Consider the following 25951-nt stretch of genomic DNA (forward strand, 5'->3'; position numbering starts at 1 on the left):
CATGACGACGACGATGACGCGCCGCAGGGCGACCTTCCATCCGTTGAAGGTGCAGGCGGTCGACCTGATCACCGAGGACTCGGTGGCGATCACCTTCGACGTGCCACCGGAGCTCGAGGCGGAGTACGAGTTCGCCGCGGGTCAGCACCTGACCGTCCGGCGGCCCGGTGACGACGTCCGGCGTAGCTACTCGATCTGCTCGCCGGCCGGTTCCGGCGTACTGCGGATCGCGGTCAAGCGGATCCCCGGTGGCGAGTTCTCGTCGTACGCCGCGTCCGAGCTGAAACCCGGCGACACCGTCGACGTGATGACTCCGCTCGGCCGGTTCGGTACGCCGCTCGACCCGGCGAACGCGAAGCACTACGCCTTCGTCGCGGCGGGCAGCGGGATCACGCCGGTGCTCTCGCTGGTCGCGACCATCCTGCGGGTCGAGCCGCACAGCCGGGTCACCTTGCTCTACGGCAACCGCACGGCGGGCTCGGTGATGTTCGCCGACGAGCTCGCCGACCTCAAGGACGTGTACGCCGAGCGGCTGCATCTGGTGCACGTCCTGTCTCGCGAGTCGACCGAGGTCGAGTTGTTCAGCGGGCGGATCGACAGCGAGCGACTGCGCCGGATGATCGACTCGATCCTGCCGGTGAAGTCGGTTGACGCGTGGTTCCTCTGCGGGCCGTACGCGATGGTCGTCGGCGCCCAGGAGTTGCTGCTCGAGCAAGGGGTGCCGCGCGAGACCGTGCATGCCGAGCTGTTCCATGTCGGGGACGAAGCACCGGTGACCCGCGTCGAGGAGACCGTGATCGACGCGGAGGCGGCCGAGGTGACGGTGATCCTCGACGGGCGCCGGTCGACCTTCCAGCTGGGCGAGCACGCGAAGGCAGTGCTGGACGCGACACTCGCAGTACGGTCCGATGCTCCGTTCGCCTGCAAGGGCGGCGTTTGCGGGACCTGCCGGGCGAAGGTCATCGAAGGCTCGGTCCGGATGGACACCAACTGGGCCCTCGAACAGGACGAGATCCGCGCCGGCTACGTCCTCACCTGCCAGTCCCACCCCACCACCGAAAAAGTAACCCTCGACTTCGACGCCTGAGCGTCAGGCAACTGCCGGGCACGACCCGTGTGGCTCCCTGGAACTGTCGGTTCGCGCTGAAAGAATCAGCGGCTCACGACTGATGGGGGTGGGGCGCCGTGATGGGGCGTTCGCATGCGTTGTCCGGTTGGTGTGCGGGGCTTGCGGTGGCGCCGCTCGTGGGGCTCAGCTCGGTTGCCGAGGTGGTTCCGTTCGCCGCGGCGACGGCGGGTTACGCGTTGCTGCCGGACCTCGATCATCCGGGTGCGGGCGCGTCCCGGTTGCTCGGTCCGATCACCGGGTTCGTCTCAAGTGTCGTGCGGGCCTTCTCGAGCTTGCTGTACTCGCTCACGAAGGGTCCGCGCGACGAGGACAGCACGGGTCAGCATCGGCATGCGAGTCACACGCTGGTGGCCGCCGTTCTGCTCGGTATCGCGACCTCGAGTGCGGGCGCGGCGGGTGGTTGGCGCGCAGTACTGGCTGTTGCTCTGCTCGGGTTGATCCTGGCGGCGGACGCCCTAGGCGACTGGGTTGTGATGGTTGTTCTCGGTGCGGGCGTGTGGACGATCGCCGGCACCTGGCTGCCTGGTGAGTCGGCTGTCCACAACCTGCATGCGGGTCTCGACGAGATCGGCAGTTGGATCGGCGCGGCCGTCGCGGTCGGCATGTTCGTGCACTGCCTCGGTGACAGTCTCACTCGGTCGGGTTGTCCGTGGCTGTGGCCGCTGCCGATCCGCGGCGAGACCTGGTACGAGATCAGGCTGCCGCGGCATCTCCGCTTCCGCACCGGCGGCTGGGTCGAGAACCTGTTGATCGCCCCCGCCCTGATCGTCGCGGGCGTGCTCCTGCTGCCTGGCGCGATGCCGATCGTCCGCGAAATCTACGCCGCGATCCTGTCCTCGACCTCGGTCTGGATCGCGGGTGGCTAGTAGATCGAACCAGTCGGTACTATCTCGGCATGACCTCAGGATGGACGGCTGACGGGTTCGGTGCTGTCGCGGCGGCGTTCGAGCGCAACTTCACCGAACGGGGCGAACGCGGCGCCGGGTTCGCGGCCTACCGCGACGGGCACCTCGTGGTCGACCTGTGGGGTGGACTGGCCCGGCCTGACGGGCCTTGGGCGGAGGACACCGTCCAGCTGATCTTCTCCGGTACCAAAGGCCTGTCGGCGGCTGCCGTGTTGCTCCTGGTGGAGCGTGGCGTGGTCGCGCTGGAGGCACCGCTCAGCAAGTACTGGCCGGAGTTCGGTGCAGCTGGGAAAGAGGCGATCACGGTCGCGGAGGTGCTGTCCCACCAGGCGCGCCTGCCGGGGACCGACTTCAGCAAGGTGGATCTGCTCGACCACGACGCGGTCGCGGCGCAGCTGGCGGCGCAGGCTCCGTCGGACGATCCGCGGGCCGCGTTCATGTACCACGCGACCACCTGGGGCTGGCTCCTCGACGAGCTGGTACGACGGACCGACGGCCGGTCGATGGGCGCGTTCTTCGCCGACGAGTTCGCGGCTCCGTTGGGTCTGGAGGTGTGGATCGGCTTACCGGAATCCCTGCATTCAAGGGCTTCCACGATGGTGGCGGCGGACGGCGTACTGGCCGATCCTGAGGAGGTTGATCCGCTACGCCAGTTGCTGCGGAACCCACTCCTGGTGCCGGGAGCTGACCAGATCTGGAACAGTGCGCAGTACCGGAGTGCGGGGCTGGCGGCGGTCGGCGCGTTCGCGACGGCGCGCGGGATGGCCCGGTTCTACGCGTCGCTGCTCGGCGAGGTCGACGGCGTGCGGGTGCTGCGTCCGGAGACGGTCGAGCTTGGGCGGCGGGAGATCCGGCGGGGAATCGAGCCGTTCTGGGGGAGTGAGATCGCCTACGGCGCGGGCTTCGAACTGAAGACCGCGGCCGGGCACCTTGGCACGCCCGCTGACGCCTTCGGTCATGCCGGCGCCGGCGGGTCTCGTCATGGTGCTTGGCCGAGCCGCGGGATCAGCTTCTCCTACTTGATGAACGAGGTCCGCGTAGCCTCGCCGGATCAGCGGCCGCTCGACCTCCTGGCGGCGCTGGCCGAGGCGACGTCCTAGACCCGGTCGATCGGGCGGCCGAGGAGGTACGACGGGTGGCCGCCGGACTCGAGGGAAGCGGCGAAGCGCTGGAGGTTCCGCTTGCTGGGCCAGGCTTCCCAGGCGATCAGCGGGAGCGCCAAAGCGGCACCGATCAGTACGGGCCAATAGCTGCTGACGACGAAGGCGATCGGGATCGTCACCAGGAAGACCGCCTCGCAGGCCACGAACCGGAGGAAGGCCGACTTGTTGAAGGCCAGCCAGGACTGGTTCTCGACCTCGGCCGGTCGCCCGCCGGGCTGGATCGGCTGCGCGCGGAAGCCGACGAGCTCGCAGAACGAGTAGGCGCCGACGGCCAGTGCGAGCGGGACCAGGGCGGTCCAGCTCGCCGGGAACTCACTGAGACCGTGCACCGTCCCGATCACGAACCACAGGACGAGGGCGATCATCGGCACCGGGAAGAGCAGCCCGAGCATCGTCATGGTGATCGACTCGGCGGCCGGTGGGCGGGGGGCAAGCTGCGGTGTGGACACCGGCAGAGGGTATCGGGCTGCCATGTCACCGGAAATCAACCCAGCGTGATCGGTTTGGCACGAAGAGTATTTGCAGAAAGTTTTTCTGACTTTTTTCTCCGAAGCTGTAACGACTCCTGGGCCTCCGGCGATAGGACGAGTGAGCCTGGTGGCTGCCCGGACCCCCGAGCGGACAGCCACCAGGCCTACTCATTTCCTGAGGCGCTGGGAGCGGTAATCTGAGCCCCATGTCCTCTAGCGAACCCACCGCCTCGACGGCCCTGCCTTTCGGCAGGTTGACCACGGCGATGATCACTCCGTTCCACCCCGATGGCTCGCTGGATCTCGACGCCGCGCAGAAGGTCGCCACCAAGCTGGTCGACGAGGGCAACGATTCCCTCATCGTGAACGGCACCACCGGTGAGGCACCGACCACCACGGACGAGGAGAAGGTGCGGCTGGTCCGCGCCACCCTCGAGGCGGTCGGCGACCGCGCCCAGGTGATCGCCGGCGTGGGCTCGAACAACACCGCCCACAGCGTGGAGTGCGCGAAGGCCGCCGAGGCCGCCGGCGCGCACGGCCTGCTGGTCGTCACGCCGTACTACAACAAGCCTCCGCAAGAGGGCATCAAGCTGCACTTCACCACCGTCGCCGACGCCACCGATCTTCCGGTGATGGCTTACGACATTCCCGGCCGGTCCGGCGTACCGATCACCACCGAGACCCTGCTAGCGCTGGCCGCGCACCCGCGGATCGTCGCGGTCAAGGACGCCAAGGGCGATGTCGCGGCCACGACGAAGGTGCTCGCCAACTCGGATCTCGTCTACTACTGCGGTGCCGACGAACTGAACCTCGCCTGGCTGGCGATGGGCGCGGTCGGAATCGCGAGCGTCGTCGGGCACGTCGCCAGTCCGCAGTACCGGCAGTTGATCGACGCCGTTGTGGCGGGCGACCTCGCTACCGCGCGGCGGATCGACCGGCAGCTGGTGCCGGCGGTCGAGGCGATCATGACCCGGACGCAGGGCGCCATCATGGTGAAGGCTGCCCTCAAGCTGGCCGGTGTCATCGAGCACGCGACGCTGCGCGCGCCGCTGGTCGAGGCGACCGGCGAGCAAATCGACTGGCTCACCACTGATCTCAAGACGGCAGGACTGATTGCATGAGTCACCCGCACCCTGATCTGTCCGCGCCGGGACCACTGGCTCCCGGCGCGCTCCGCGTCATCCCACTCGGCGGTCTCGGCGAGGTCGGCCGGAACATGACCGTCTTCGAGTACGACGGCAAGCTGCTGATCGTCGACTGCGGAGTGCTCTTCCCGGACGAGAACCAGCCCGGTGTCGACCTGATCCTCCCGGACTTCCAGCCGATCCGGGAGCGTTTGGACGACATCGTGGCGGTCGTCCTGACGCACGGGCACGAGGACCACATCGGCGGTCTGCCGTACCTGCTGCGGGAGCGCGGCGACATCCCGGTGGTCGGTTCGCAGCTGACCCTGGCGTTGCTGGAGGGCAAGCTCAAGGAGCACCGGCACCGCAACGTGCCGCAGCAGACCGTGGTCGAGGGCGAGACGGTGCGCTTCGGGCCGTTCGAGTGTGAGTTCGTCGCGGTCAACCACTCGATCCCGGACGCCTTGGCGGTGGCGATCCGGACGCCGGCCGGCCTGGTCCTGCACACCGGCGACTTCAAGATGGACCAGTTGCCGCTGGACCACCGGATCACCGACCTGCGCTCGTTCGCCCGGCTCGGCGAGGAAGGCGTCGACCTGTTCATGGTCGACTCCACCAACTCCGAGGTGCCCGGCTTCACCACCCATGAGCGCGACATCGCGCCGGTGCTGGACGGCGTCTTCACCAAGGCGCGCAACCAGCGCATCATCGTCGCCTGCTTCGCCTCGCACGTGCACCGCGTCCAGCAGGTGATGGACGCGGCCGTGAAGCACCACCGCAAGGTCGCGTACGTCGGCCGCTCGATGGTTCGCAACATGGCGGTTGCCCGCGATCTGGGCTTCCTCAACGTTCCCGGCGACACGTTGATCGACATGCGCGAGCTGGACAACTACCCGCCCGAGCAGGTCGTCCTGGTCTCCACCGGGTCGCAGGGCGAGCCGATGTCGGCGCTGTCCCGGATCGCGGCCAACGACCACCACGTCGTCCAGATCCAGCCGGGCGACACCGTAGTACTGGCCTCGTCGTTGATCCCGGGCAACGAGAACTCGGTGTTCCGGGTGATCAACGGGCTGACCCGGCACGGCGCGAACGTGATCCACAAGGGCAACGCGCTGGTGCACGTCTCCGGCCACGCGTCGGCGGGCGAGTTGCTCTACTGCTACAACATCGTGAAGCCGCGCAACGTGATGCCGGTGCACGGCGAGATCCGGCACCTGCACGCGAACGCCGAGCTGGCCCGGCAGACCGGCGTACCGGCCGAGAACGTCGTGGTGGTCGAGGACGGGGTGGTGGTCGATCTGGTCGACCGCAAGGCCGTCGTCGCGGGCAAGGTGGACTGCGGGTACGTGTTCGTCGACGGCTCGACCGTGGGCGACATCACCGAGACCTCGCTGAAAGACCGCCGGATTCTCGGCGACGAGGGTTTCATCTCGGTGATCGCCGTGATGGACTCTGTCACCGGCAAACTGACCGCCGGTCCGGAGATCCACGCGCGCGGGTTCGCCGAGGACGATGCCGTCTTCGACGAGCTGAAGCCGAGGATCGAGGCGGAGATCGAGAAGGCGATCGGGAGCGGGGTGGACGACATGTACCAGTTGCAGCAGGTCATCCGCCGGGTGGTCGGCAAGTGGGTCAGCGATACTCATCGCAGGCGGCCGATGATCATCCCCGTCGTTGTGGAGAGTTAAACGGAGAAGGTGGGCCAGGCATGAGCATTACTGGTGTGAATGGAGCCGGGCAGCGCCGGCCCACCATGAAAGAGGTCGCGGCCCGGGCGGGCGTGGCGCTCAAGACCGTGTCCCGGGTGGTCAACGAGGAGCCGAACGTCAGCCCCGAGCTGACCGCGAAGGTCCAGGCCGCGATCAAGGAACTCAACTACACGCCGAACGAGAGCGCCCGGATGCTGCGCCGCGGCAAGACCGGCACGATCGCCGTGGTGATCCGCGACATCGGCGACCCGTTCTTCGCCTCGCTCGGTCGCGCGGTCGAGCTGTGGGCGCGGGGGAGCGGTTCGGTCGTGATGATCGGCCTGACCGACGAGGACCCCGACCGCGAGCGGGACGTCTGCCTGGAGTTCGTCGCCCGGCGTCCGGACGCGCTGATCATGGCGCCGATCGGCGAGACGCAGGAGTACCTGGCTCCGCACGTGGACGCCGGGATGGCGGTCGTCACGATCGACCGGCCGGCGCACGGGATCGAGGCCGACGCGGTGCTCGCCGACAACGCGGGCGGTATCGACCAGGCGATCGACCATCTGGTCCGCCAGGGGCACCGCCGGATCGCCTACCTCGGTGACGACGAGCGGATCTTCACGGCGCGCGAGCGGGTCGTGGCCTACCGGGCAGCGATGGCCAGGCACCGGATCGACGTCGACGAGGATCTGGTCCACCTGTCCGAGCCGACGACCGAGGGGATCGGGATCACGCTGTCCGCAGTACTGGACCGGCCCGAGCCTGCCACGGCGATCCTGTCGGCCAACAACATGACCACCGCCGAGGTACTGCGGGGGATGGCCGGCCGTCGTGATCAGGTGGCTCTGGTGTCGTTCGACGACCTGGCGCTCGGCGATCTGCTGAGCCCGGGACTCACCGCGGTCGCGCAGTCGGCCGACGTGATGGCCCGGACCGCGATCCAGTTGATGACCGAGCGCCTCCCCGAACCACACCGCCCCGGCCGGACCGTCAGGGTGCCGGTGAAGCTGACGATTCGCGGTTCGGGGGAGATCCCACCACAGAGCTAGCCGTTCTCCAGCAGAGCGCGACCAACGCACCGGCGAGGCAGAGGGCAGCGGTCCACCACAAAGCTGTCGCCGCGCCGAAGTGGTCGGCGAGGAATCCTGCGGGCCACGGCCCGACGGTCTGCCCTGCCGCGAACAGGACCGTGAGTGCGCCCACGACGGCTGTCCATTCCTGCGGGGCCTTGGTACGCCGTACCAGCGCGGCGACCGAGGCGGGAACATTGAGGAACGTGAAGCCCACGATCGCAGCCGAGACCAGCACGGTGGCCCGGTCGATGAGTGGCAGCAGCGCGGCGATCACTTGCAGGGTCAGCAGAACTGCCATCGCGCGAGCATGGGGCCAGTTGGCCAGCGGACGACTCCAGACCGGTGGCGCGACGACCGCGGCGACTCCGATCAGCGTCCAGGTGGCAGCGATCTCGTGCGCAGTGCTGTGTTCCGACTTCAGATAGGCCGTCAGGAACGTGATGTAGACGATGTAACCGGCGCCGAACAAGACATAGGCGACGCCGATCGGCCAGAGATTGCCCAGCTTGGCCTTGGTTTCGGCTGCCGATTGAACGGAGGTGACCGCAGACCAGGAGACCGCCGTGGCGGCGAGCGATGCCGCGCCGAGCAGCAGCCAGGCGACCGGCCACCGGCTCGGGTGACCGTCCAGCACGAGCGGGAGCGCGAGTCCGCTGAGCGCGACGCCCAGCCCGGCACCTCCGAAGTACACGGTGATCGCGGAGCGGTCGGCCATTCTGGCGGCGATCACCGTGCCGGCGACGAAGACCAGTGCGCCCGAGAAGCCGGCTGTTGCTCTGAGCAACAGCTGGAGCAGCGGGATCGCGGTGGCCGCGGTCGCGGCGAGAGAGACGGTGGTGATGATCATGCCCAGCCGGAAGGAGCGCGCCGTGCCGAGCCGGCGGACGACCATCGCCACCACGATCGCCCCGAGCAGGTAGCCGACGCCGTTCGCCGTCGTCTGCAGGCCGGCGTCGGCCAGGGACCAGCCGAGCTGGTCGCGCATGGCGGGCACGACCAGTCCGTAGGCAAAGCGCGCGAAGCCGAGCGCGACGGCGGATCCGAGCGCGAGACGGTACTTCACAGCTTGCGCTTCAGGAAGTCGAGCACCGCCTCGGCCAGCTGCTCACGGTGGTCCGACAGGGCGTGGTCGGTGGGGAACAGGTAATGTTCGGCGTTTTGGTAGGCGGCCACCAGGGGTACGTGGTGCTGCTCGTGCGGCGCAGCCGTGTCACGGTCGGCCCCGATCAGGAGGACGTGGCGATCGGCCAGCTTGGGGGCGAGCGTCGCCAGGCGCCATTCGGGGCCGTGGGCAACCATTTCGTCGACCAGGGCGCGTCCGCTGGTGCCGTGCAGGGGGAGCAGGTCGCTGTCGAACGGCTCGACGTACTGGTCGGGGTTCGGTGCGGTGGCGGCGGCACCGAAGTCGAAGCCGGCGATCGAGGCGACGGCGGGGATCGTGGGGTCGACCGCGACCGTCCGCAAGGCGGCGAATCCGCCCATGCTGTGGCCGACGACGGCCAGCCGGGCGGCATCGATGCGCGGGTCCGCACGCAGTACCTGGACGGCGGCGGTCGCGTCCTCGAGTACGTTGCTCCACGACCACGTGCCGCCCGCGCCCCACGAGCCGCGGTAGTGGAAGACGAGGGTGGCATAGCCGGCCCGCTTGAAGGCGTGGGCAAGGTCGAAGTTGCGCTCCCACCCAGGGAACCCATGCAGCAGCAGGACGGCCGGATGGGGCCCGTCGCCCGCCGGGAGATGCAGTACTCCGGGGAGCTCGTGCCCGCCGCTGGCGACGGTGAAGGCGGACGTACTGGCGTGCGTGCTGGTGTGGCTCAACGGGCACCTCAATTGATCGAACCGGTCGGTACCATCACTACGCTAGCAAGAGATCGATCCGATCGGTACCATCTGTCTCATGCCCGTCGCCAAAGGAAGCTCACTGGATCCCGAACGGACCCGGGCGGCCATGCTCGAGGCCGCCACGGTGGTCTTCTACGAGCGGGGCCTGGACGGCGTCGGGATCGCCGAGCTGTGCGCGTCCGTGGGAGCGTCGAAGGAGACGCTGTACCGGCACTTCGGCTCCAAGGACGGGCTGATCGCGGCCGTCCTGCAGGCTCGCAGCGATCGCAACTACAACTGGCTCCGGCAGGCGGCCGAGACCGGCGGGGACGATGCCGCTGCTCGGCTCACCGCTGTCTTCGCGGTACTGGGGAACTGGTTCGCCGAGGCGAACTACCGCGGTTGTGCGCTGATGAATGCTGCGACCCAGCGGCATTTCGAGCCGGCGCACAGCCTCGCGGTGGAGCACCTCGACCGCTACCAGGACCTGCTCACCGAGATCGCGGCTCTCGCGGGGGTCGCCGACCCCGAGCGGACCGGGCGCCAACTGCTGACGCTGCTCGAAGGGGCGATCGTGCTGGCCGACCATCACCAGCGAGGCCGCGCGGCGGCCGATGACGCGCTGGCCGCCGCCCTGCCGTTGCTGTCGAGCTAGTCGCGGTACAGGCTCACCAGCGGGCACTGGAACGGGTCGCGGGCTCGCAGGCCGACGTTGTTCAGGTAGTCGACGATGATCGTGTACGACTCGAAGAAGCCGACCTCGGTGTACTTCACGCCGTTCTGCGCGCAGTACTCGCGGACGATCGGCTGGACCTTGCGCAGGGTCGGTCTCGGCATGCTCGGGAACAGGTGGTGCTCGATCTGGTAGTTGAGGCCGCCCATCGCGAAGTCGACGACCGGGCCACCGCGGACGTTGCGGGACATCAGCACCTGGCGGCGCAGGAAGTCGAGCTTCATCGTCTTCGGGACGAGCGGCATGCCCTTGTGGTTCGGCGCGAACGAGCCGCCCAGGCAGACCCCGAAGACGGCCAGTTGCAGGCCGAGGAACGCGCTGGCCTTGCCGACCGGCAGGACGACGTACAGGGCGGTGACGTAGAGGCCCAGGCGCGAGACGACCACCGCGGCCTCGATGCGCTCGACTCTGGTCGCGCCGCGACGGAACAGGTGCTGCAGGCTCGACACGTGCAGGCTGAGGCCTTCCAGCGTGAGCAGCGGGAAGAAGAGCCAGCCCTGACGGTCGCCGAACCACTTGATGAAGCCGCGACGCCGGCTGCCGGCGTGGTCGGGGGTGAAGGCGATCACGCCGATCGCGATGTCCGGGTCCTTGCCGATCTGGTTCGGTGCGTTGTGGTGCTTGCTGTGCTTGTTCTTCCACCAGGTGATGCTCATCCCGGCGAGGCCACCGGCCAGCAGGCGGGCGGTCCAGTCGTTCCAGGCCGCCGAGTCGAAGATTTGCCGGTGGGCGCTGTCGTGGCTGAGGAACGCGACCTGGACCAGGATCAGCGCGAGCGCGCCGGCCATCAGCAGCTGGAACCAGGAGTTGCCGAGCAGGACGAAACCGGCGATCACGCCGCCCAGCGCGGCCAGGACGAGACCGATCCGGGTCCAGTAGTAGGCGTAGCGGCGCCGCAGCAGGCCGAGTTCACGAACCGTGGTCAGCAGGTCGCTGTACAGACTCGCATGCCGTTGCTGCGGTCTTTGGGCGTGCGGGTCTTCGAGCAGTTGTGACAAGGGAGAACGCCCCATCCGGAGTGCATCGGTCGAGATGCGCTACCGGGTCCAGGGCAGCGCCACGAGAAAGTGGCTGTTACCCCAACGGAACCACGCTGGAAGGCGGTACGCAACCGGCCGCTCGGCAGGTGCGTGGCGCGGCCAGGCTCAGCGGGTCAGCAGGGCGGAGCTTTGGAGTGTGCCGTCGAGCACACTTCGGGCGACAGCGGTCAGGCCGCAGCCACGGCCGCGGGCATACGAGCGCATTGCGGTGAACGCGTCCGGCAGACTCAGACCGGTCCGCTCGGCGAGCATGCCCTTGGCCTGCTCGATCACGATCCGGCTGTTCAGCGCGTGCTGCAACTGTTCGGCCAGCTCCTGCCGGCCGCGCAGCTCACGCTCGTGCAGGAGCCCGATCGTTGCCATGTCGGCCAGTGCCTGGGCCAGCGCGATGTCCTCACCGGTGAGGGGACCGCGGCTGGTCCGGAACAGGTTCACCGCGCCGATCACCTGGCCGCGCAGCCTGAGTGGCACGGCATGGGCCGAGGTGAACCCTCCGGCCGCGGCAGCCTCCGCGAACTGCGGCCAGTCCTGCAGGTCCACGTTCACCACCGGTACGCCGGTCCGGAAGCACTCCGGGCAGGGCCCCTCGTTCTGCTGCAGCTCGAAGAGTTCCAGCAGCTCGGTCTGGTCGTCCGACGAGGCCATCACGTGCAGGACGCCGTTGTCGTCGGCAAGCATCAGGCCGGCCGCCTGGACGTCGATCAGCTCGACGGTCGCCTCGGCGAGCATGCCGAGGAAGTCGACCAGGTCGAACTCGGCGACGAGTGTGTCGGCCAGCTTGATGAAGATCTGCGTGAGGCGGTGTTCCCGTGTCATCCCTTGAGCGCGCCTTTCGTCCAGCGTCATTCCATCATCTGTCCTCGGACAAGGTCGGCAACAGCGTGGCTGAGTTGTCAGGTAGTTCGCTCCGCCGTCACCCCCGCGTCATCCGGGTGGAGCACCTTCTGCGTCATGACCTTGAGCCGCCGCCAGTTGCTGGCCGCCACTGCCGTCGCGGGTGCCACCGCCGCAGTACCGGGTGTAACCGCCACCGCCGCCCCGTCCGTCGTACGCCGGGATCGGCCCGCCCTGCCGTCCGGGATCGCCAGTGGCGATGTCACCTCGAACTCGGCCGTCGTCTGGTCCCGTACCGACCGCCGGGCGCGCATGGTGGTCGACCTGACCAGCCACGGCCGGTTCGACCGGGCCATCCGGCTGCGGGGGCCGATCACCTCGGCCTCGGAGGACTTCACCGCCCAACTCCCGCTGCGCGGGCTGCGACCCGGCCAGCGGTACGACTACCGGATCGGCTTCGAGGACGCCTATGGCCGCTGCGGCGAGACCACTGAGGGCTCCTTCAGTACGCCGGGCCGCAACCGCCCGGTGAGCTTCGTCTGGACCGGCGACACCGCCGGCCAGGGGTACGGCATCAATCCCGACTTCGGCGGCATGATCGCGTACAAGGCGATGCACGAGACCCGGCCGGACTTCTTCCTGCACTCCGGCGACAACATCTACGCCGACGGCCCGATCGCCGCCGAGGTGAAGATCCCCGACGGCACGGTGTGGAAGAACGTGGTGACCGAGGAAGTCAGTAAGGTCGCCGAGACGCTGGCGGAGTACCGGGGGCGGTACAAGTACAACCTGCTCGACCACAACGTCCGCGACCTGTACGCCGACGTGCCGATCATCAGCCAGTGGGACGACCACGAGACGGTCAACAACTGGTACCCCGGTGAGATCCTGACCGACGACCGCTACACCGAGAAGCGGGTCGACGTACTGGCGGCCCGGGCCCGGCGGGCGTTCCTGGAGTACCTGCCGATGGTTCACACGGCCGGCCGGAACCGCATCTACCGCAAGGTGAGCTACGGCCCGCTGCTCGACGTCTTCTGCCTGGACATGCGCACGTACCGCGGCGCCAACCCGGCACAGGGTGTGGCCGGGCCGGTCGCGATGCTGGGCGCCGAGCAGGCGGCCTGGCTGGTTCGCGAGGTCGCTGCTTCAAAGGCGACCTGGAAGGTGATCGCCAGCGACATGCCGCTGGGCGTACTGGTGCCAGACGGCGCGGCGATCGAGGCGGTTGCCAACGGCGTGGCGGGAGCGCCCGGTGGCCGTGAGCACGAGATCGCCTGGGTGCTCTCGCAGTTCAAGCGCCGCAAGGTCCGCAACACTGTTTGGCTGACCGCGGACGTGCACTACTGCGCAGCGCACCACTACGACCCGTCCCGCGCCGCCTTCACCGACTTCGACCCGTTCTGGGAGATCGTCGCCGGTCCGGTCAATGCGGGCACCTTCGGGCCGAACGCGCTCGACTCGACCTTCGGTCCCCGGCTGGAGTTCGTGAAGGCGGCCGACTTCCCCAACCAGCCGCCGTCCGGAGGCAACCAGTTCTTCGGGCATGTCGCGATCGATCCGCGCACCGAGGTCTTCACGACGTCGCTCCGGGACCTGTACGGCAAGGTGCTCTGGCGCAAGGACCTGTTGCCGGTCTGGGGTTGATCCTGAGCGCGGGTTAGGTTGGCTGACATGAGCGCCGAGTACCCCGAAAGCCGCCGGGACGAGACCGTCGTCGACACCCTGCACGGCCGTCAGATCGCTGATCCGTACCGCTGGCTGGAGGACGCCGACTCGGCCGAGACCAAGGACTGGGTCCGCCGCCAGAACGAGGCGTTCGAGGCGGAGCTGTCGGGCTACCCCGAGCGGGCGTGGTTCAAGGAGACGATGACAGCGATCCTGGCGCGCCCGCGGGCCGGAGTACCGGTTCGGAAAGCCGGCTGGTACTTCGTCGGTCGCAACGACGGCTCCCAGGCGCAGGACGTCGTCTATGTCGCCGACTCGCTGCAGGGACTGCTCGGGGGCGGTCGGGTGATGATCGACCCCAACAAGCTGTCCGAGGACGGCACTGACTCCCTGGGCAGCTTCACGGTCAGCCCGGACGGCCGGTACTTCGCGTACGGCGTCAACGAGAGCGGTAGCGACTGGATCACCTTCCGGCTCCGGGAGGTCGCTACTGGCGCCGATGTGGACGATGTGGTGACAGAGGCCAAGTTCTGCGAGGCCACCTGGCTGCCGGACTCATCGGCGTACCTGTACCTGCACTACCCGTCCAGTGGGCGCGCTGAGGGCACCGAGACGAAGGCGCTCAGCGGTGGGCAGTTGAAGCTGCACAAGGTCGGTACACCGCAGGAGGACGACGAACTGGTTCTGAGCTTCCCGGACAACGACCGGATCTTCATCGGTCCCGAGGTGTCCGACGACGACCGCTACCTGGTGATCACGATCAGCCAGGGCACGGACCCCGCGACGAAGCTCTGGCTCTACCCGATCACGGACGGCCCTCTGGGTGGCGCGTTGGGTGGCGCTTTGGGCGAGCCGATCAAGGTGATCGACGAGTTCCGCGACGAGACCGTCTTCGTGCGGATGTCCGGCGACCAGCTGGTACTGCGAACCGACCGCGACGCGTCGCGCGGCCGCGTGGTGACCTCGGACCTGGCCGGCAACTTCACCGATCTCATCCCTGAGGGTGAGGGCGCGCTGCAAGCCGTCAGCGGTACCGGGTCAGGGCTGGCCGTGCTCTCGCTGATCGACGCGCAGCCGGTGTTGTCGCTGCATGATCTCGATGGTGGCAACGCACGGGTCATCCCGGTGCCGGGTGGTGGCGTCGTCGGGTTGAACGCGTCACCGAAGTACGACGAGGTTTTTGTCGGTCTCTCTTCGACCACCGATCCGACGGTCGCTTATCTCGTCTCAGCGGAGTCGGGCGAGTTCCGCGCACTGCCTGAGCTCGTCCCGGCTGGTGCGGGTTTCGCGTCGCCGGAGATCATCGTCACGCGTCGGGTCGAGCCGGGGCGCGAGGTGCCGTACTTCCTGATCAGCCGGGCCGACCTGACCTTCGACCAGCCGCGGCCGACCCTGATGTACGGGTACGGCGGCTTCCGGATCCCGGTGCTGGCCGACTACCGCCCGGGGTGGCCGGCCTGGATCGCGGCAGGCGGCGTACTGGTGATCACGAACCTGCGGGGCGGTGGCGAGTACGGCAGCTCCTGGCACGACGAGGGGCGGCTGGCCAACAAGCAGAACGTGTTCGACGACTTCATCGCGGTCGGGGAGCACCTGACCAAGACCAAGGTGACTACGCCGCAGCAGCTGGCCATCCACGGCCGCAGCAACGGCGGGCTGCTCGTCGGAGCAGTGATGGCCCAGCGGCCGGACCTGTTCGCAGTAGCGCTGCCTGGTGTCGGTGTGATGGACATGCTGCGCTTCCACCTCTTCACTGTCGGCGCCGCGTGGGTATCCGACTTCGGATCGCCTGACGACCCGGCACAGTTCGAGGACCTGCTGGCCTACTCGCCACTGCACAACCTGCGCGAGGGTACGGCGTACCCGGCCACCCTGGTCGTCACCGGCGATCATGACGACCGGGTGGTGCCGCTGCACAGCCACAAGTTCATGGCGACCCTGCAGCACGTGCAGGCAGGGGAGAACCCGGTCCTGAGCCGCATCGAAGTCAACACCGGCCACGGTTTCGGGAAGCCCGCCGCCATGGTTGCTTCGGAGTGGGCAGACCTGCTGGCGTTTGCCGCTCACCACACAGGTCTGGAGCCGGGGGTCTAGCTACTGCTGTTCGGGCGGCACCGAGCGGTGGTGCCGGCCTTCAGCAGGGGAGGTTCACCAGATCCGGGGAGCCTCGAGGTCGCGGGGGTCGCCGACCGGCTGGCAACCGTGGGCCGACTCCTCGTACTCCGCCGTCAGGCCGTTGGTGGCCAGGTTGCGGACGGCGTTGACGAGGCGGTCCACGTGCTCACGCGTCGTACCGAGACCGAGGCTCGCGCGGACCGCCGTACAGTGCTCGGGCGATCCGGCCAGCAGGTGTCCGACCAACTGGTGCGCACAGAACTTGCCGTCCCGCACCCCGATCCCGTACTCCGCTGAGAGCGCCGCGGAGACCAGGGTCGAGCTGACACCCTCGACGGTGAAGCACACGGTGCCGACCCGATCCGCGTCGGCCCCGAAGATGTCGTACGTCGTGACGCCGGCGATCTGGGCCAGTCCAGTGCGGAGCCAAGCGAGCAGGCTGCGTTCGTGCTGCTCGATCGCGTCGCGGTGCTTGCTGATCGCGGCACACGCGGCAGCCAGGGCGATCGCGCCGATCACGTTGGGGGAGCCGCCTTCGTGCCGCGCGGGGCCTTCGTTCCAGACCGTCGTGTCGCTGGTCACCGAAGCGGTCGCGCCGCCGCCGTACAGGTACGGGTCGGCCGCGTTCAGCCAGTCAGCGCGGCCGATCAGCGCGCCGGCGCCGTACGGGGCGTAGAGCTTGTGGCCGGAGAGCGCGACCCAGTCGACGTCCAGCTCTTGGATGTTCACGGCGCGGTGGGGGGCGAGCTGCGCGGCGTCGAGGCAGACGCGGGCGCCGTGGGCCTTGGCAACGGCGGCGATCTCGGCGATCGGGAAGATCTCGCCGGTGACGTTGGACGCGCCGGTGATGACGACGAGGCGGGGGCCTTCGGGGGCGGCGCGCAGTGCGTCGGCGATCGCGGTGACCGCGGCGGCCTGACTCGTCGGCGCCGCCAGCCTCGTGGTGCGGCCGGCCGGCCAGGGGAGGAGGGCCGCGTGGTGCTCGGACTCGAACACGATCACGGTCGCGTCGGCCGGGACCGCACGGGCCAGCAGGTTCAGCGCATCGGTGGTCTGGCGGGTGAAGATCACCTGGTCCGTCTCACGGGCGCCGACGAAGGCGTGCACCTCGGCGCGAGCCCGCTCGTACCACTGGGTGGTGATCCGCGAGGCGTAACCGTTGCCACGGTGCACCGACGCGTACGACGGGAGCGCGGCCTCGACCGCGGCTCGGACCGACTCCAGACACGGCGCGCTCGCACCGTGGTCGAAGTTGGCGTAGTCCGTCACGCGGCCGTCGGCCAGCGGGACCAGCAGGTCGCTCGCGACGGTGGCGGGGATGCTGCCGGTGGTGAGCCGGGCGACGGTGGGCCGGACGGTCGCCGTGCTGGTGGCCGGCTCGAGGATGGAGAGGATCGACATGGTTCTGCTCCCGGGTGGTCCGCACTTGCCGATCGGGGTGTCCGAACGGCCGGGTCCTCACCCGGGGCACCCCACCGCGGAGGAGGGTTGCCGGCCAGCAAGCCGGGGCTTCGCGCTGGCACTCATGACCTGCCGAAGACGGTAACCAAGGTGATGGTCTTTTCGCCAACAGTCATCTCAGTGGGTGGGATACTCGCACGTATCGTGAGACGGCAGGCGGGAGTTGCTGGCGTTTTGGTGGTGGTTGCGGATGCGCTGGCCCGGTGGGCGAAGTGTGCGGGCGAGGATGGCGGCATGACCTGGATCGCACCTGAGGTCGAGCGCCCCAGTGGCTCGCTCGTCGCCCCCGAACGGGAACTACTGGCCGGCTACCTGAACTTCTACCGAACGACGCTGCTCTACAAATGCGCCGGCCTGACCGCCGAGCAACTGGCCACGCGCCCGTCGCCGCCCTCCAACCTTTCGCTCCTCGGCCTGATCCGGCACGCCCGGAAGGTGGAGCGGATCTGGTTCCGCATCCACTTCGCATCCGCCTCCGGGACTTCGCCGGCCGATCCCGCTTTCGATCCCGCGCTGGGCAAGGACGCGGACTTCGAAGTGATCGACGCCAGCCAGGCACAGGCGGAGTACGAGGCCCTTGTCGACGAGTGGGCCCTGTCCGACAAGGCAGCCGAGGGCTACTCCCTGGACCAGCAGTTCACCTTCAAAGGCGAAGTCTCCTCGTTGCGCATGATCTACATCCACCTGATCGGCGAACACGCCCGCCACTGCGGCCACGCCGACCTCCTCCGCCAACAACTAGACGGCACAACCGGCGCCTAACCCCGCGTCTCGCCCACCCGCCTCGCCCTCGCCCTCGCCCACCCGCCTCGCCCTCGCTCTCGCCCACCCCACCTCGCCCACCCCGCCTCGCCCTCCGCCACCCCACCCCACCCCGCCTCGCCATCCGCCACACCCCACGTCGCCCACCCGCCTCGCCCGAGCTGCGCCCTCGCGCCACCCACCTCGCCCAGCCCCGGCCCCGACCCGGCCTCGCGCATCCTGCGCTGCTACAGCCGACCTCGCCCCTGCCCGCACCCCGCTAACCCCACCCCGGCCTCGCCTCGCCCCCGCCTTGCCCAAGCCCTCGGAAGAGGCGGGTGTTCGGGCTGTGACGCTACGGATGGGGCGGTGTGATCGGCGTGTGACACGTGTGACTCGAGTGGTAGTCGGGGTAGCCTGCTAGATATGGCGACCCGCACGTCTTCCCCGGCGCGGGCGCGGAAGTCCGCAGCCAGCAGCCCTGCTTCGGGCCGTTCGGCGGCAGGTGGCCGCTCCCGTCCGTCAGGCGCCCAGAAGCGTGGGCAGAGCACCAAGCGCAGTGGTTCCACCGCTGCGCGTACTGCCACGCCCAAGTCGGGCGGTGCGGGTCCGTTCGCGACCGCCATGCTCGCCGTCGGCCGGGGACTGATCAAGCTCTGGATCGGGATCGCCCACCTGCTCGGCGGCATGGTCCGCGGCATCGGCCACGGCGCCCGCGACCTCGACCCGGCACACCGCCGTGACGGCGCCGGCCTCACCCTGATCGGACTGTCGCTGGTAGTCGCCGCCGCGATCTGGTGGGACCTGCCAGGCGCAGTCGGCAACGCCGTCCGCACAGTGGTCGGCGGCAGCGTCGGCATGCTCGGCTGGGCCGTCCCGCTGATGCTGCTGTTCATCGCCCTGCGCACCATGCGGCACCCGGACCGCAACGGCCCGGCAGGACGCCAGGTGATCGGCTGGAGTTCCGTCTCCCTGGGAGTGCTCGGCCTGGTCCACATCGCCAACGGCCTGCCGCGTCCCAGCAACCCGGCTGACGGCAGGCTCCAGGATGCCGGGGGAGCGATCGGGTACTTCGTGTCCGCGTTCCTGTCCGACCTGCTCACGCAGTACGTGACAGCGCCTCTGCTGGTCCTGCTCGCGATCTTCGGTGCCCTGGTGGTCACCGGTACTCCGATCTACGCGATCCCGCTGCGCGTGCGCGCCGCGTTCGACGTACTGCTCGGCCGTACCGAGCTCCCGGCCGACGCTCCGTCCGTGGCCGCGCAGGCCGACGACACCGTGCGCCTGACCCGCAAGGAGCGGCGCGCGAAGGCCGCCCTCGAGGAGGACGGCGAACCGACCATCAAGCCATACGACTCGCCGGTGCTCGAGGGCCGCGAGATCTCCAAGCGCGGCCGCAAGAAAGCCGCCGTCGAGCCGGAAGAGGACCCGTACGACGTCGACGCAGACGCCGCTGCGGCTGCCGCGGCCGCTGCCCCGCCGATCTACGGAGCCGTTGCGGGCGCGATGAAGGCCGGCTCTAAGAAGGACTCCGACCCGGAGCCGCCCGGCGAGCCGCCGCCGCACACCCCGCTGCCGCAGCGGGTGGAGCAGCTCAGCCTGTCCGGCGACATCACCTACACGCTGCCCGACGGCCAGATCCTGAAGCCCGGTTCGGTGCACAAGGCCCGGACCAAGGCCTCCGACGCCGTCGTGGACCGGCTCACCGAGGTGTTCGACCAGTTCGGCATCGACGCCCAGGTCACCGGCTACACCCGCGGCCCGACGGTCACCCGGTACGAGGTTGAGCTCGGCTCCGCGGTGAAGGTCGAGAAGGTCACCGCACTGTCGAAGAACATCGCCTACGCGGTCGCCTCGGCCGACGTACGGATCCTGTCGCCGATCCCCGGCAAGTCCGCGATCGGCATCGAGATCCCGAACACCGACAAGGAGATCGTCAGCCTCGGCGACGTGATCCGGTCGGCCACCGCGCGCAACGACCACCACCCGATGGTCGCCGGGCTAGGCAAGGACGTGGAGGGCGGCTTCGTCGTCGCCAACATGGCGAAGATGCCGCACCTTCTCGTCGCGGGTGCCACCGGCTCGGGTAAGTCGTCGTTCGTGAACTCGCTGATCACCTCGGTGCTGATGCGGTCCACGCCCGACGAGGTGCGGATGATCCTGGTCGACCCCAAGCGGGTCGAGCTGAACAACTACGAGGGCATCCCGCACCTGATCACGCCGATCATCACGAACGCCAAGAAGGCGGCCGAGGCGCTGCAGTGGGTCGTCCGCGAGATGGACATGCGGTACGACGACCTGGCGGCCTTCGGGTTCCGGCACGTCGACGACTTCAACAAGGCAGTCCGTACCGGCAAGGTGAAGCCGCCGCCGGGTAGCGAGCGGGTGCTCACGCCGTACCCGTACCTGCTGGTCATCGTCGACGAGCTGGCCGACCTGATGATGGTCGCGCCGCGCGACGTCGAGGACTCGATCGTCCGCATCACGCAGCTGGCCCGTGCGGCCGGTATCCACCTGGTGCTGGCCACGCAGCGGCCGTCGGTCGATGTCGTGACCGGCCTGATCAAGGCGAACGTGCCGTCCCGGCTGGCCTTCGCAACCTCGTCGCTGGCCGACAGCCGGGTCATCCTGGACCAGCCCGGCGCCGAGAAGCTGGTCGGCCAGGGTGACGGACTGTTCCTGCCGATGGGTGCGAGCAAGCCGATGCGGATCCAGGGTTCCTGGGTCACCGAAAGCGAGATCCGGGCCGTCGTCGAGCACTGCAAGGAGCAGTTGCAGCCGACGTACCGGGAAGACGTCACCGTCGCGCCGGGCCCGAGCAAGGACCTGGACGACGAGATCGGCGACGACCTCGACCTGGTCGTCCAGGCGGCCGAACTGATCGTTTCCACCCAGTTCGGTTCGACGTCGATGCTGCAACGTAAGCTCCGGGTCGGTTTCGCCAAGGCGGGCCGGCTGATGGACATCCTGGAAAGCCGGGGTGTGGTCGGGCCGAGCGAAGGATCGAAGGCCCGCGACGTACTGGTGAAACCGGACGACCTAGAGGACTTCGTCGCCACATTGCGAGGAGAGTGACCCGTGACCGCCCATACCGCGATGCCCCGGTCTGAGCAGCACGCTGTCGACACCGATTCCGTCATCCACGAGTTCACCGTCCGTGCTTCCCAGCCGGTACACGGAGCCCTCGCGGCCGGCGCCGCACTGGTCGCGATCGGTTTCGCGGCTTCGGCGTCGAGCAGCCCCACCGGCGTACTGCGCTGGATCGCTGCGGCCGCTTTCGCTTTGCTGGCCGTGGTGTGCGCGCGAGCGCTGACCGTCGGGGCGCTGCTGGTCGCCGATGACGTCGGCATCCGGCTGCGGATCCGCAACGAGTGGATCGGCACCCGGTGGGAAGAGATCGAGGAGGTGACCGTACTGCGCCGGCGGCACCTGCTCGACGACGGCCGCATCGCGGTCCATCTGCTCGATCCCGGACCGGTGCTCAGCGAGATGCCGGCGGCGACGCGCAAGGTCACTGATGCCAACCGGCGACTGACTGGCACGTCCCTCGCGGTACCGTTCGGGTTGACGGCCAAGCCGTCCAACGGGGAAGTGGTCCAGGCTCTGCACATGCTGGCGGACACCAGGTGTCCGGTCAGGGAACAACTCTGAGCTTCGCGTGACCCCGTCGAACCCCGGCCGTTGACTGTGTGATGTCAGCGAATCCGGAGCATTCAACTTCGGACGGTGGAGAGAGGTGGTGGGCGTGAGCATCGGCAGCGAGCTCACGGCGGCCCGCGAACGGGCTGACATGACGATCGAGCAGCTGAGTGCGTCCACCCGGATCAGATCCGGGCTGCTCACCGCCATGGAGGCCGACGACTTCTCCCGCTGCGGCGGCAACTTCTACGCCCGCGGTCACATCCGGGCGATCGCCCGCGTGGTCAAGGCCGATCCGGAAGCCCTGCTGGCGAAGTTCGACGAGACCCACCCGGCCCCCCAGCCGGACCGCAACCGTCGCGAGGAACGCGCCAAGTCTAAGCTCCCCACCCTGCACCCGGCCCGCCCACGCTGGGCCGTCGTCCTGGGCGCGATCCTGGTCGGCCTGATGGGCTGGGGCATGGTGCGCCTGTTCACCCTCCCGAGCGACGTCGAGGCCAACGCCTCAAAGACGACTCCCACGGTCGCGGTCACGACTCCGGCGCCCAAACCGAAGCCGACGCCCAACGTCAAGCCGCCCGCCCCAAAGCCCGTAAAACCCGCCGTACCAGCCGCAACAAAACTCACCCTCACCGCCCGCGGCGACGGCTCGTACGTCACCATCCGCACCGCCAAAGGCCAAAGGCTCTTCCAGGGCCTCCTAGGCCCCGGCTCCACCCAAACCATCACCCACAAAGGCGAAATCCGGGTCAACCTGGAAAACGGCACCAACATCACCGTCTACATCAACGGCACCAAAGTCACCCCACCCACCAAACGCTTCACCATCCTCCCCACCGGCAAACTAACCACCCCCAACCCCTAACCCCGCCCCTAATCGCAGGCGCCAGACCGTGGTTTGTTGCACCGCCTGAGCACACGCGAATGTGCGGCCCACCACGTGATCAACACGCAGGAAGCACCCATCCAACGGCGGGTGCTCAGGCAGCACAACCTCCAGCCGCACAACTGCTGACGTACCAGAGCAGCCATCGCGCCCCTCCCGCGATCCGCACCAGGCAGTACGTCTACTTCGAGGAGCCGCGCTCATCGAAGCAACAGCCAGCAACTGCCAGGGCAGCTGCCGCTATCCAGTGGGTGCTGCGAAACCACCGGCACCTCCAGTACTGCGAAGCCGCCGGCTCCTCTAGTGCCGTGAATCCGCCAGAACCTCCGCCGGCACCTCCCGTGCCGCGGACCCGCCGGCACCGCGGGGATCAGCGTGGGTTGGGTCTGGTGGTGGTTGATTTCTATGCGGTCGGTGGAGCAGTCATACTCGGGGGTGATGACTACGACTCCCACCACCGTCGCCCTGGTCACGCTGGGCTGTGCCCGCAACGACGTCGACTCCGAGGAACTGGCCGGCCGGCTCGAGGCCGGGGGCTTCCGGCTCGTCGAGGACGCTGCCGACGCGGACACCGTGGTGGTGAACACCTGCGGCTTCGTTGAGGCTGCGAAGAAAGACTCCGTCGACACGCTGCTGGCCGCCTCCGACTACAAGGACTCGGGTCGCACGCAGGCCGTCGTGGCTGTCGGCTGTCTGGCTGAGCGGTACGGCGAGCAGTTGGCCGAGGCGCTCCCGGAGACCGACGCAGTGCTCGGCTTCGACGACTACGCCGACATCTCCGACAAGCTCCGCTCGATCCTCGCGGGCACCAAGCACGAGTCGCACGTCCCGCGCGACCGCCGCAAGCTGCTCCCGCTCGCTCCCGCCGACCGTGCGAACGCCCACGGCGTCTCCCTCCCGGGCCACGGTGACGCCACTCAGGCACCCACTGCGGAGCAGGGCCTGAAGGCGCCCACGGAGCAGGGCCTGAAAGGACGCACGGTCAAGGCGTCGGACCCGACCGAGTTGACCATCGACGCCCCTGACCTCGCCTCCGCGCCCGCCAGCGGCCCGCGCGTCGTACGGCGCCGGCTCGATGGCGGCCCGATGGCTCCGTTGAAGCTGGCATCCGGCTGTGACCGTCGCTGCGCGTTCTGCGCGATCCCGGCTTTCCGTGGCGCTTTCGTCTCCCGCCGCCCCACTGAGGTCCTCGGCGAGGCCCACTGGCTCGCCGAGAACGGTGTCCGCGAAGTCTTCCTCGTCTCCGAGAACTCGACCTCGTACGGCAAGGACCTGGGCGACCTGCGTCTGCTGGAGACCCTGGTCGCGGAGATCGCCGAGGTGCCCGGCCTGACCCGCGTCCGGGTCTCGTACCTCCAGCCCGCCGAGATGCGCCCCACGCTCATCACAGCGATGGCTTCGACGCCCGGCGTCGCCCCGTACTTCGACCTGTCGTTCCAGCACGCGTCCGGCCCTTTGTTGCGCCGGATGCGTCGCTTCGGCGACTCCGAGCGCTTTCTCGAGCTGATCGAGCAGGTTCGCGCCCAGGCACCGACTGCCGGTATCCGGAGCAATGTGATCGTCGGGTTCCCGGGGGAGACCGAGGAGGATGTGGACATTCTCTGCGACTTCCTTTCCCGCGCCGGCCTGGACGCGATCGGAGTGTTCGGGTACTCGGACGAGGACGGCACCGAGGCTGAGACCTACGACGGCAAGCTGGACGAGGACACCATCGCGGCCCGCCTGGACCGGGTCACCCGCCTCGCCGAGGATCTGACCTCGGCCCGCGCGGAGGCTCGGATCGGCGAGACCGTCGAGATCATGGTCGAGTCGATCGACGGCGACACCGCCGAAGGTCGCGCCGCCCACCAGGGCCCGGAGGTCGACGGCTCCACCACGCTGACCGGCTTCCCGGCGGATCTCGCCATCGGTGATCTGGTCGCCGCCGAGGTGGTCGGAAGCGAAGGTGTCGACCTGATCGCCACATACGCCGCGCAGGTGGGCCCCCGAGAGAGCGTTCCGGCAGCTAACCTGACCGCGTGACCATCCCGCCGACGAACCCGGTGCCACGCGCCGCCGCCGGGCCACTGACCGCGCCCAGCGCCTGGAACGTGGCCAATGCGCTGACCGTGCTCCGGCTCGTCTTGGTGCCCTTGTTCGTCTGGCTGCTGCTCCGCGACGCGGGGGCCACCGACGGCAACCGGCTGCTGGCCACGGCGGCCTTCGTCGTCGCGATCGTCACCGACCGGTTCGACGGCGACATCGCGCGCCGCTGGAACATGGTCACCAACTTCGGCAAGATCGCTGACCCAATCGCGGACAAAGCCCTCACCGGAGCGGCCTTCATCGGTCTGTCGATCCTCGGCGAGCTGCCGTGGTGGGTCACCGCCGTGGTGATGGTCCGCGAGTGGGGCGTCACCCTGCTCCGCTTCTGGGTGATCCGGCACGGCGTGATGCCGGCCAGCCGCGGCGGCAAGCTGAAGACGGTCCTGCAGGCGATCGCCCTGGGCCTCTACCTCCTTCCGTGGCAGTCGGTTGCGGTCCTGCACTGGACCGCGATCGTCTTCATGGGCGCAGCCGTCCTGGTCACGATCGTCACCGGCCTCGACTACGTAGGCCGGGCCATCCGCCTCCGAGCCGCCGCCAAGCGCCCCCTCCCATGACCCAGAGCCACCCCCTGACGACGCCCACCGAATCCAGCCCCGTCGACGCGGCCGCCAAGGCAGCCATGCCACCCGCGGCAGCGGTGCCGTCCCAGGCGGCCGTGTCATCCGAGGCAGCCGCGCCGCCCGAGGCAGCCGCGCCGCCCGAGGCAGCGGTGCCGCCCGAGGCAGCGGTGCCGCCCGAGGCAGCGGCGCCGTCCGAGGCGGCCGTGTCGTCCGAGACAGCCGCGTCCTCCGACGCAGCCGCGCCCACCGAGAGCCTGCAGAGACTGGTAGCGCTCCTGAAGGAGCGCGGGGAGACGCTGGCAACGGCAGAGTCGCTGACGGGCGGCCTGGTGGGGGCGGCGCTGACGGACGTACCAGGTGTGTCAGCGGTCTACCGCGGTGGAGTTGTTGCCTACGCGACCGATCTGAAAGCCACTCTGTGCGGTGTCCCAGAGGAACTGCTGGCCGCTGTAGGCCCTGTCCACCCCGACACGGCCGCAGCTCTGGCCGCCGGTGTGCGAGAGCGACTCGGCGCCACCTACGGCCTGGCGACGACCGGTGTTGCCGGACCGGAGCCTCAGGCGGGCGTGGAGGCCGGCACCGTCTACATCGCGGCCGCCGGACCGGACGACGTAGTACAGGTGCGTAAGTTGGCTTTGAGTGGTGACCGGGCGGCTGTCCGGCGGGGGAGTGTGCAGGCTGTGCTGGAACTTGCCGCCGAGTTGGTGGCGGAAGAACTGGCTTGATCGGAGTGTTGAGACCAGCATGGGAACAGGTAGGGCAGACTGGCACGGCGCACCGAAGCTGGACGTTGCGAGAAGTAGTGACCCA

The 25951-nt window shown here is 68.8% G+C and carries 22 protein-coding genes and 1 riboswitch; of the genes, 16 read left to right on the forward strand and 6 right to left on the reverse strand.

Going from position 1 to position 25951, the window contains the following annotated elements:
• Window position 1 precedes the first annotated feature (1 nt).
• From paaE to AB0F51_RS01175, 3 genes are all read left to right on the forward strand, one after another.
• On the forward strand, window positions 2–1087 hold the full coding sequence (gene paaE, locus AB0F51_RS01165) for a 1,2-phenylacetyl-CoA epoxidase subunit PaaE (RefSeq protein WP_360272150.1): 1086 nt from the start codon (window positions 2–4) through the stop codon (window positions 1085–1087).
• A 101-nt stretch (window positions 1088–1188) separates the two neighbouring features.
• Window positions 1189–1995: a metal-dependent hydrolase gene (locus AB0F51_RS01170; protein ID WP_360272152.1), complete on the forward strand. Its 807-nt coding sequence runs from the start codon at window positions 1189–1191 to the stop codon at window positions 1993–1995.
• 29 nt (window positions 1996–2024) lie between these two features.
• Window positions 2025–3134, forward strand: a complete 1110-nt coding sequence (locus tag AB0F51_RS01175) for a serine hydrolase domain-containing protein (protein ID WP_360272154.1) — start codon at window positions 2025–2027, stop codon at window positions 3132–3134.
• Here AB0F51_RS01175 and AB0F51_RS01180 read toward each other — a convergent pair.
• On the reverse strand, window positions 3131–3646 hold the full coding sequence (locus tag AB0F51_RS01180) for a hypothetical protein (RefSeq protein ID WP_360272157.1): 516 nt from the start codon (window positions 3644–3646) through the stop codon (window positions 3131–3133). The two genes, AB0F51_RS01175 and AB0F51_RS01180, sit on opposite strands and share 4 nt — an antisense overlap.
• Before the next feature lie 227 nt (window positions 3647–3873).
• Here AB0F51_RS01180 and dapA point away from each other — a divergent pair, with 227 nt between their 5' ends.
• From dapA to AB0F51_RS01195, 3 genes are read left to right on the forward strand one after another with little or no spacing between them, the layout of a single operon-like run.
• Window positions 3874–4788 (forward strand): 4-hydroxy-tetrahydrodipicolinate synthase, encoded by a 915-nt coding sequence (dapA, locus tag AB0F51_RS01185; RefSeq protein ID WP_360272159.1) that lies wholly within the window; start codon window positions 3874–3876, stop codon window positions 4786–4788.
• Entirely contained in the window at window positions 4785–6479 is a 1695-nt protein-coding gene (locus AB0F51_RS01190) for a ribonuclease J (protein WP_360272162.1), read from the forward strand. Before dapA ends, AB0F51_RS01190 begins: the two co-directional genes overlap by 4 nt.
• A gap of 20 nt (window positions 6480–6499) precedes the next feature.
• Window positions 6500–7531 (forward strand): LacI family DNA-binding transcriptional regulator, encoded by a 1032-nt coding sequence (locus tag AB0F51_RS01195; RefSeq protein WP_360272165.1) that lies wholly within the window; start codon window positions 6500–6502, stop codon window positions 7529–7531.
• Here the strand turns inward: AB0F51_RS01195 and AB0F51_RS01200 are convergent.
• Window positions 7473–8618, reverse strand: a complete 1146-nt coding sequence (locus tag AB0F51_RS01200; protein ID WP_360272168.1) for a YbfB/YjiJ family MFS transporter — start codon at window positions 8616–8618, stop codon at window positions 7473–7475. The genes AB0F51_RS01195 and AB0F51_RS01200 overlap by 59 nt on opposite strands.
• The gene (locus AB0F51_RS01205) at window positions 8615–9373 is read right to left on the reverse strand and encodes an alpha/beta fold hydrolase (RefSeq protein ID WP_360272171.1); all 759 of its coding nucleotides are present in this window, start codon (window positions 9371–9373) and stop codon (window positions 8615–8617) included. The genes AB0F51_RS01200 and AB0F51_RS01205 overlap by 4 nt, the downstream gene beginning before the upstream one ends.
• A 79-nt stretch (window positions 9374–9452) precedes the next feature.
• On the opposite strand from AB0F51_RS01205, the gene AB0F51_RS01210 reads away from it, so the two are divergent.
• Window positions 9453–10031, forward strand: a complete 579-nt coding sequence (locus AB0F51_RS01210) for a TetR/AcrR family transcriptional regulator (protein ID WP_360272174.1) — start codon at window positions 9453–9455, stop codon at window positions 10029–10031.
• Here the strand turns inward: AB0F51_RS01210 and AB0F51_RS01215 are convergent.
• Window positions 10028–11122 carry an acyl-CoA desaturase gene (locus tag AB0F51_RS01215; RefSeq protein WP_360272177.1) on the reverse strand — a complete coding sequence of 365 codons (1095 nt, stop codon included), beginning with the start codon at window positions 11120–11122 and terminating at the stop codon, window positions 10028–10030. The two genes, AB0F51_RS01210 and AB0F51_RS01215, sit on opposite strands and share 4 nt — an antisense overlap.
• 132 nt (window positions 11123–11254) lie before the next feature.
• The gene (locus AB0F51_RS01220; protein ID WP_360272180.1) at window positions 11255–11965 is read right to left on the reverse strand and encodes a GAF and ANTAR domain-containing protein; all 711 of its coding nucleotides are present in this window, start codon (window positions 11963–11965) and stop codon (window positions 11255–11257) included.
• Window positions 11966–12100: 135 nt separating this feature from the next.
• Between AB0F51_RS01220 and AB0F51_RS01225 the strand changes: the two genes are divergently transcribed.
• Both AB0F51_RS01225 and AB0F51_RS01230 read left to right on the forward strand, forming a co-directional pair.
• Window positions 12101–13630: an alkaline phosphatase D family protein gene (locus AB0F51_RS01225; RefSeq protein ID WP_360272182.1), complete on the forward strand. Its 1530-nt coding sequence runs from the start codon at window positions 12101–12103 to the stop codon at window positions 13628–13630.
• 27 nt (window positions 13631–13657) lie between these two features.
• Window positions 13658–15745 carry a prolyl oligopeptidase family serine peptidase gene (locus AB0F51_RS01230; RefSeq protein WP_360272185.1) on the forward strand — a complete coding sequence of 696 codons (2088 nt, stop codon included), beginning with the start codon at window positions 13658–13660 and terminating at the stop codon, window positions 15743–15745.
• A 54-nt stretch (window positions 15746–15799) separates the two neighbouring features.
• On the opposite strand, the gene AB0F51_RS01235 is transcribed toward AB0F51_RS01230, so the two are convergent.
• Complete coding sequence (locus AB0F51_RS01235) at window positions 15800–17167, reverse strand: aminotransferase class V-fold PLP-dependent enzyme (RefSeq protein WP_360272187.1); 1368 nt, start codon at window positions 17165–17167, stop codon at window positions 15800–15802.
• A 16-nt stretch (window positions 17168–17183) separates the two neighbouring features.
• Window positions 17184–17297, reverse strand: a riboswitch (SAM riboswitch).
• A 164-nt stretch (window positions 17298–17461) separates the two neighbouring features.
• Between AB0F51_RS01235 and AB0F51_RS01240 the strand changes: the two genes are divergently transcribed.
• From AB0F51_RS01240 to AB0F51_RS01270, 7 genes are all read left to right on the forward strand, one after another.
• Window positions 17462–17989, forward strand: a complete 528-nt coding sequence (locus AB0F51_RS01240; protein WP_360272190.1) for a DinB family protein — start codon at window positions 17462–17464, stop codon at window positions 17987–17989.
• 405 nt (window positions 17990–18394) lie between these two features.
• Window positions 18395–21043 carry a DNA translocase FtsK 4TM domain-containing protein gene (locus tag AB0F51_RS01245; protein WP_360272192.1) on the forward strand — a complete coding sequence of 883 codons (2649 nt, stop codon included), beginning with the start codon at window positions 18395–18397 and terminating at the stop codon, window positions 21041–21043.
• A 3-nt stretch (window positions 21044–21046) separates the two neighbouring features.
• Entirely contained in the window at window positions 21047–21619 is a 573-nt protein-coding gene (locus tag AB0F51_RS01250) for a hypothetical protein (protein WP_360272195.1), read from the forward strand.
• Between the two features lie 94 nt (window positions 21620–21713).
• Window positions 21714–22472, forward strand: a complete 759-nt coding sequence (locus AB0F51_RS01255; protein WP_360272197.1) for a RodZ domain-containing protein — start codon at window positions 21714–21716, stop codon at window positions 22470–22472.
• 459 nt (window positions 22473–22931) lie between these two features.
• Complete coding sequence (rimO, locus tag AB0F51_RS01260) at window positions 22932–24515, forward strand: 30S ribosomal protein S12 methylthiotransferase RimO (protein WP_360272200.1); 1584 nt, start codon at window positions 22932–22934, stop codon at window positions 24513–24515.
• Window positions 24512–25135: a CDP-diacylglycerol--glycerol-3-phosphate 3-phosphatidyltransferase gene (pgsA, locus tag AB0F51_RS01265; RefSeq protein WP_360272202.1), complete on the forward strand. Its 624-nt coding sequence runs from the start codon at window positions 24512–24514 to the stop codon at window positions 25133–25135. Before rimO ends, pgsA begins: the two co-directional genes overlap by 4 nt.
• The gene (locus AB0F51_RS01270) at window positions 25132–25866 is read left to right on the forward strand and encodes a nicotinamide-nucleotide amidohydrolase family protein (RefSeq protein WP_360272204.1); all 735 of its coding nucleotides are present in this window, start codon (window positions 25132–25134) and stop codon (window positions 25864–25866) included. Before pgsA ends, AB0F51_RS01270 begins: the two co-directional genes overlap by 4 nt.
• Window positions 25867–25951: the final 85 nt, after the last annotated feature.

Origin of the sequence: Kribbella sp. NPDC023855 (assembly GCF_040639475.1) — a bacterium.
In the GTDB taxonomy this organism is placed as follows: domain Bacteria; phylum Actinomycetota; class Actinomycetes; order Propionibacteriales; family Kribbellaceae; genus Kribbella.

Bases quoted from the DNA above. Each gene is read 5' to 3' on its own strand.
- paaE (WP_360272150.1), top strand. From the start codon at position 2: ATGACGACGACGATGACGCGCCGCAGGGCGACCTTCCATCCGTTGAAG.
- AB0F51_RS01170 (WP_360272152.1), top strand. From the start codon at position 1,189: ATGGGGCGTTCGCATGCGTTGTCCGGTTGGTGTGCGGGGCTTGCGGTG.
- AB0F51_RS01175 (WP_360272154.1), top strand. From the start codon at position 2,025: ATGACCTCAGGATGGACGGCTGACGGGTTCGGTGCTGTCGCGGCGGCG.
- dapA (WP_360272159.1), top strand. From the start codon at position 3,874: ATGTCCTCTAGCGAACCCACCGCCTCGACGGCCCTGCCTTTCGGCAGG.
- AB0F51_RS01190 (WP_360272162.1), top strand. From the start codon at position 4,785: ATGAGTCACCCGCACCCTGATCTGTCCGCGCCGGGACCACTGGCTCCC.
- AB0F51_RS01195 (WP_360272165.1), top strand. From the start codon at position 6,500: ATGAGCATTACTGGTGTGAATGGAGCCGGGCAGCGCCGGCCCACCATG.
- AB0F51_RS01210 (WP_360272174.1), top strand. From the start codon at position 9,453: ATGCCCGTCGCCAAAGGAAGCTCACTGGATCCCGAACGGACCCGGGCG.
- AB0F51_RS01215 (WP_360272177.1), bottom strand. From the start codon at position 11,122: ATGGGGCGTTCTCCCTTGTCACAACTGCTCGAAGACCCGCACGCCCAA.
- AB0F51_RS01220 (WP_360272180.1), bottom strand. From the start codon at position 11,965: ATGACACGGGAACACCGCCTCACGCAGATCTTCATCAAGCTGGCCGAC.
- AB0F51_RS01225 (WP_360272182.1), top strand. From the start codon at position 12,101: ATGACCTTGAGCCGCCGCCAGTTGCTGGCCGCCACTGCCGTCGCGGGT.
- AB0F51_RS01230 (WP_360272185.1), top strand. From the start codon at position 13,658: ATGAGCGCCGAGTACCCCGAAAGCCGCCGGGACGAGACCGTCGTCGAC.
- AB0F51_RS01235 (WP_360272187.1), bottom strand. From the start codon at position 17,167: ATGTCGATCCTCTCCATCCTCGAGCCGGCCACCAGCACGGCGACCGTC.
- AB0F51_RS01240 (WP_360272190.1), top strand. From the start codon at position 17,462: ATGACCTGGATCGCACCTGAGGTCGAGCGCCCCAGTGGCTCGCTCGTC.
- AB0F51_RS01245 (WP_360272192.1), top strand. From the start codon at position 18,395: ATGGCGACCCGCACGTCTTCCCCGGCGCGGGCGCGGAAGTCCGCAGCC.
- rimO (WP_360272200.1), top strand. From the start codon at position 22,932: ATGACTACGACTCCCACCACCGTCGCCCTGGTCACGCTGGGCTGTGCC.
- AB0F51_RS01270 (WP_360272204.1), top strand. From the start codon at position 25,132: ATGACCCAGAGCCACCCCCTGACGACGCCCACCGAATCCAGCCCCGTC.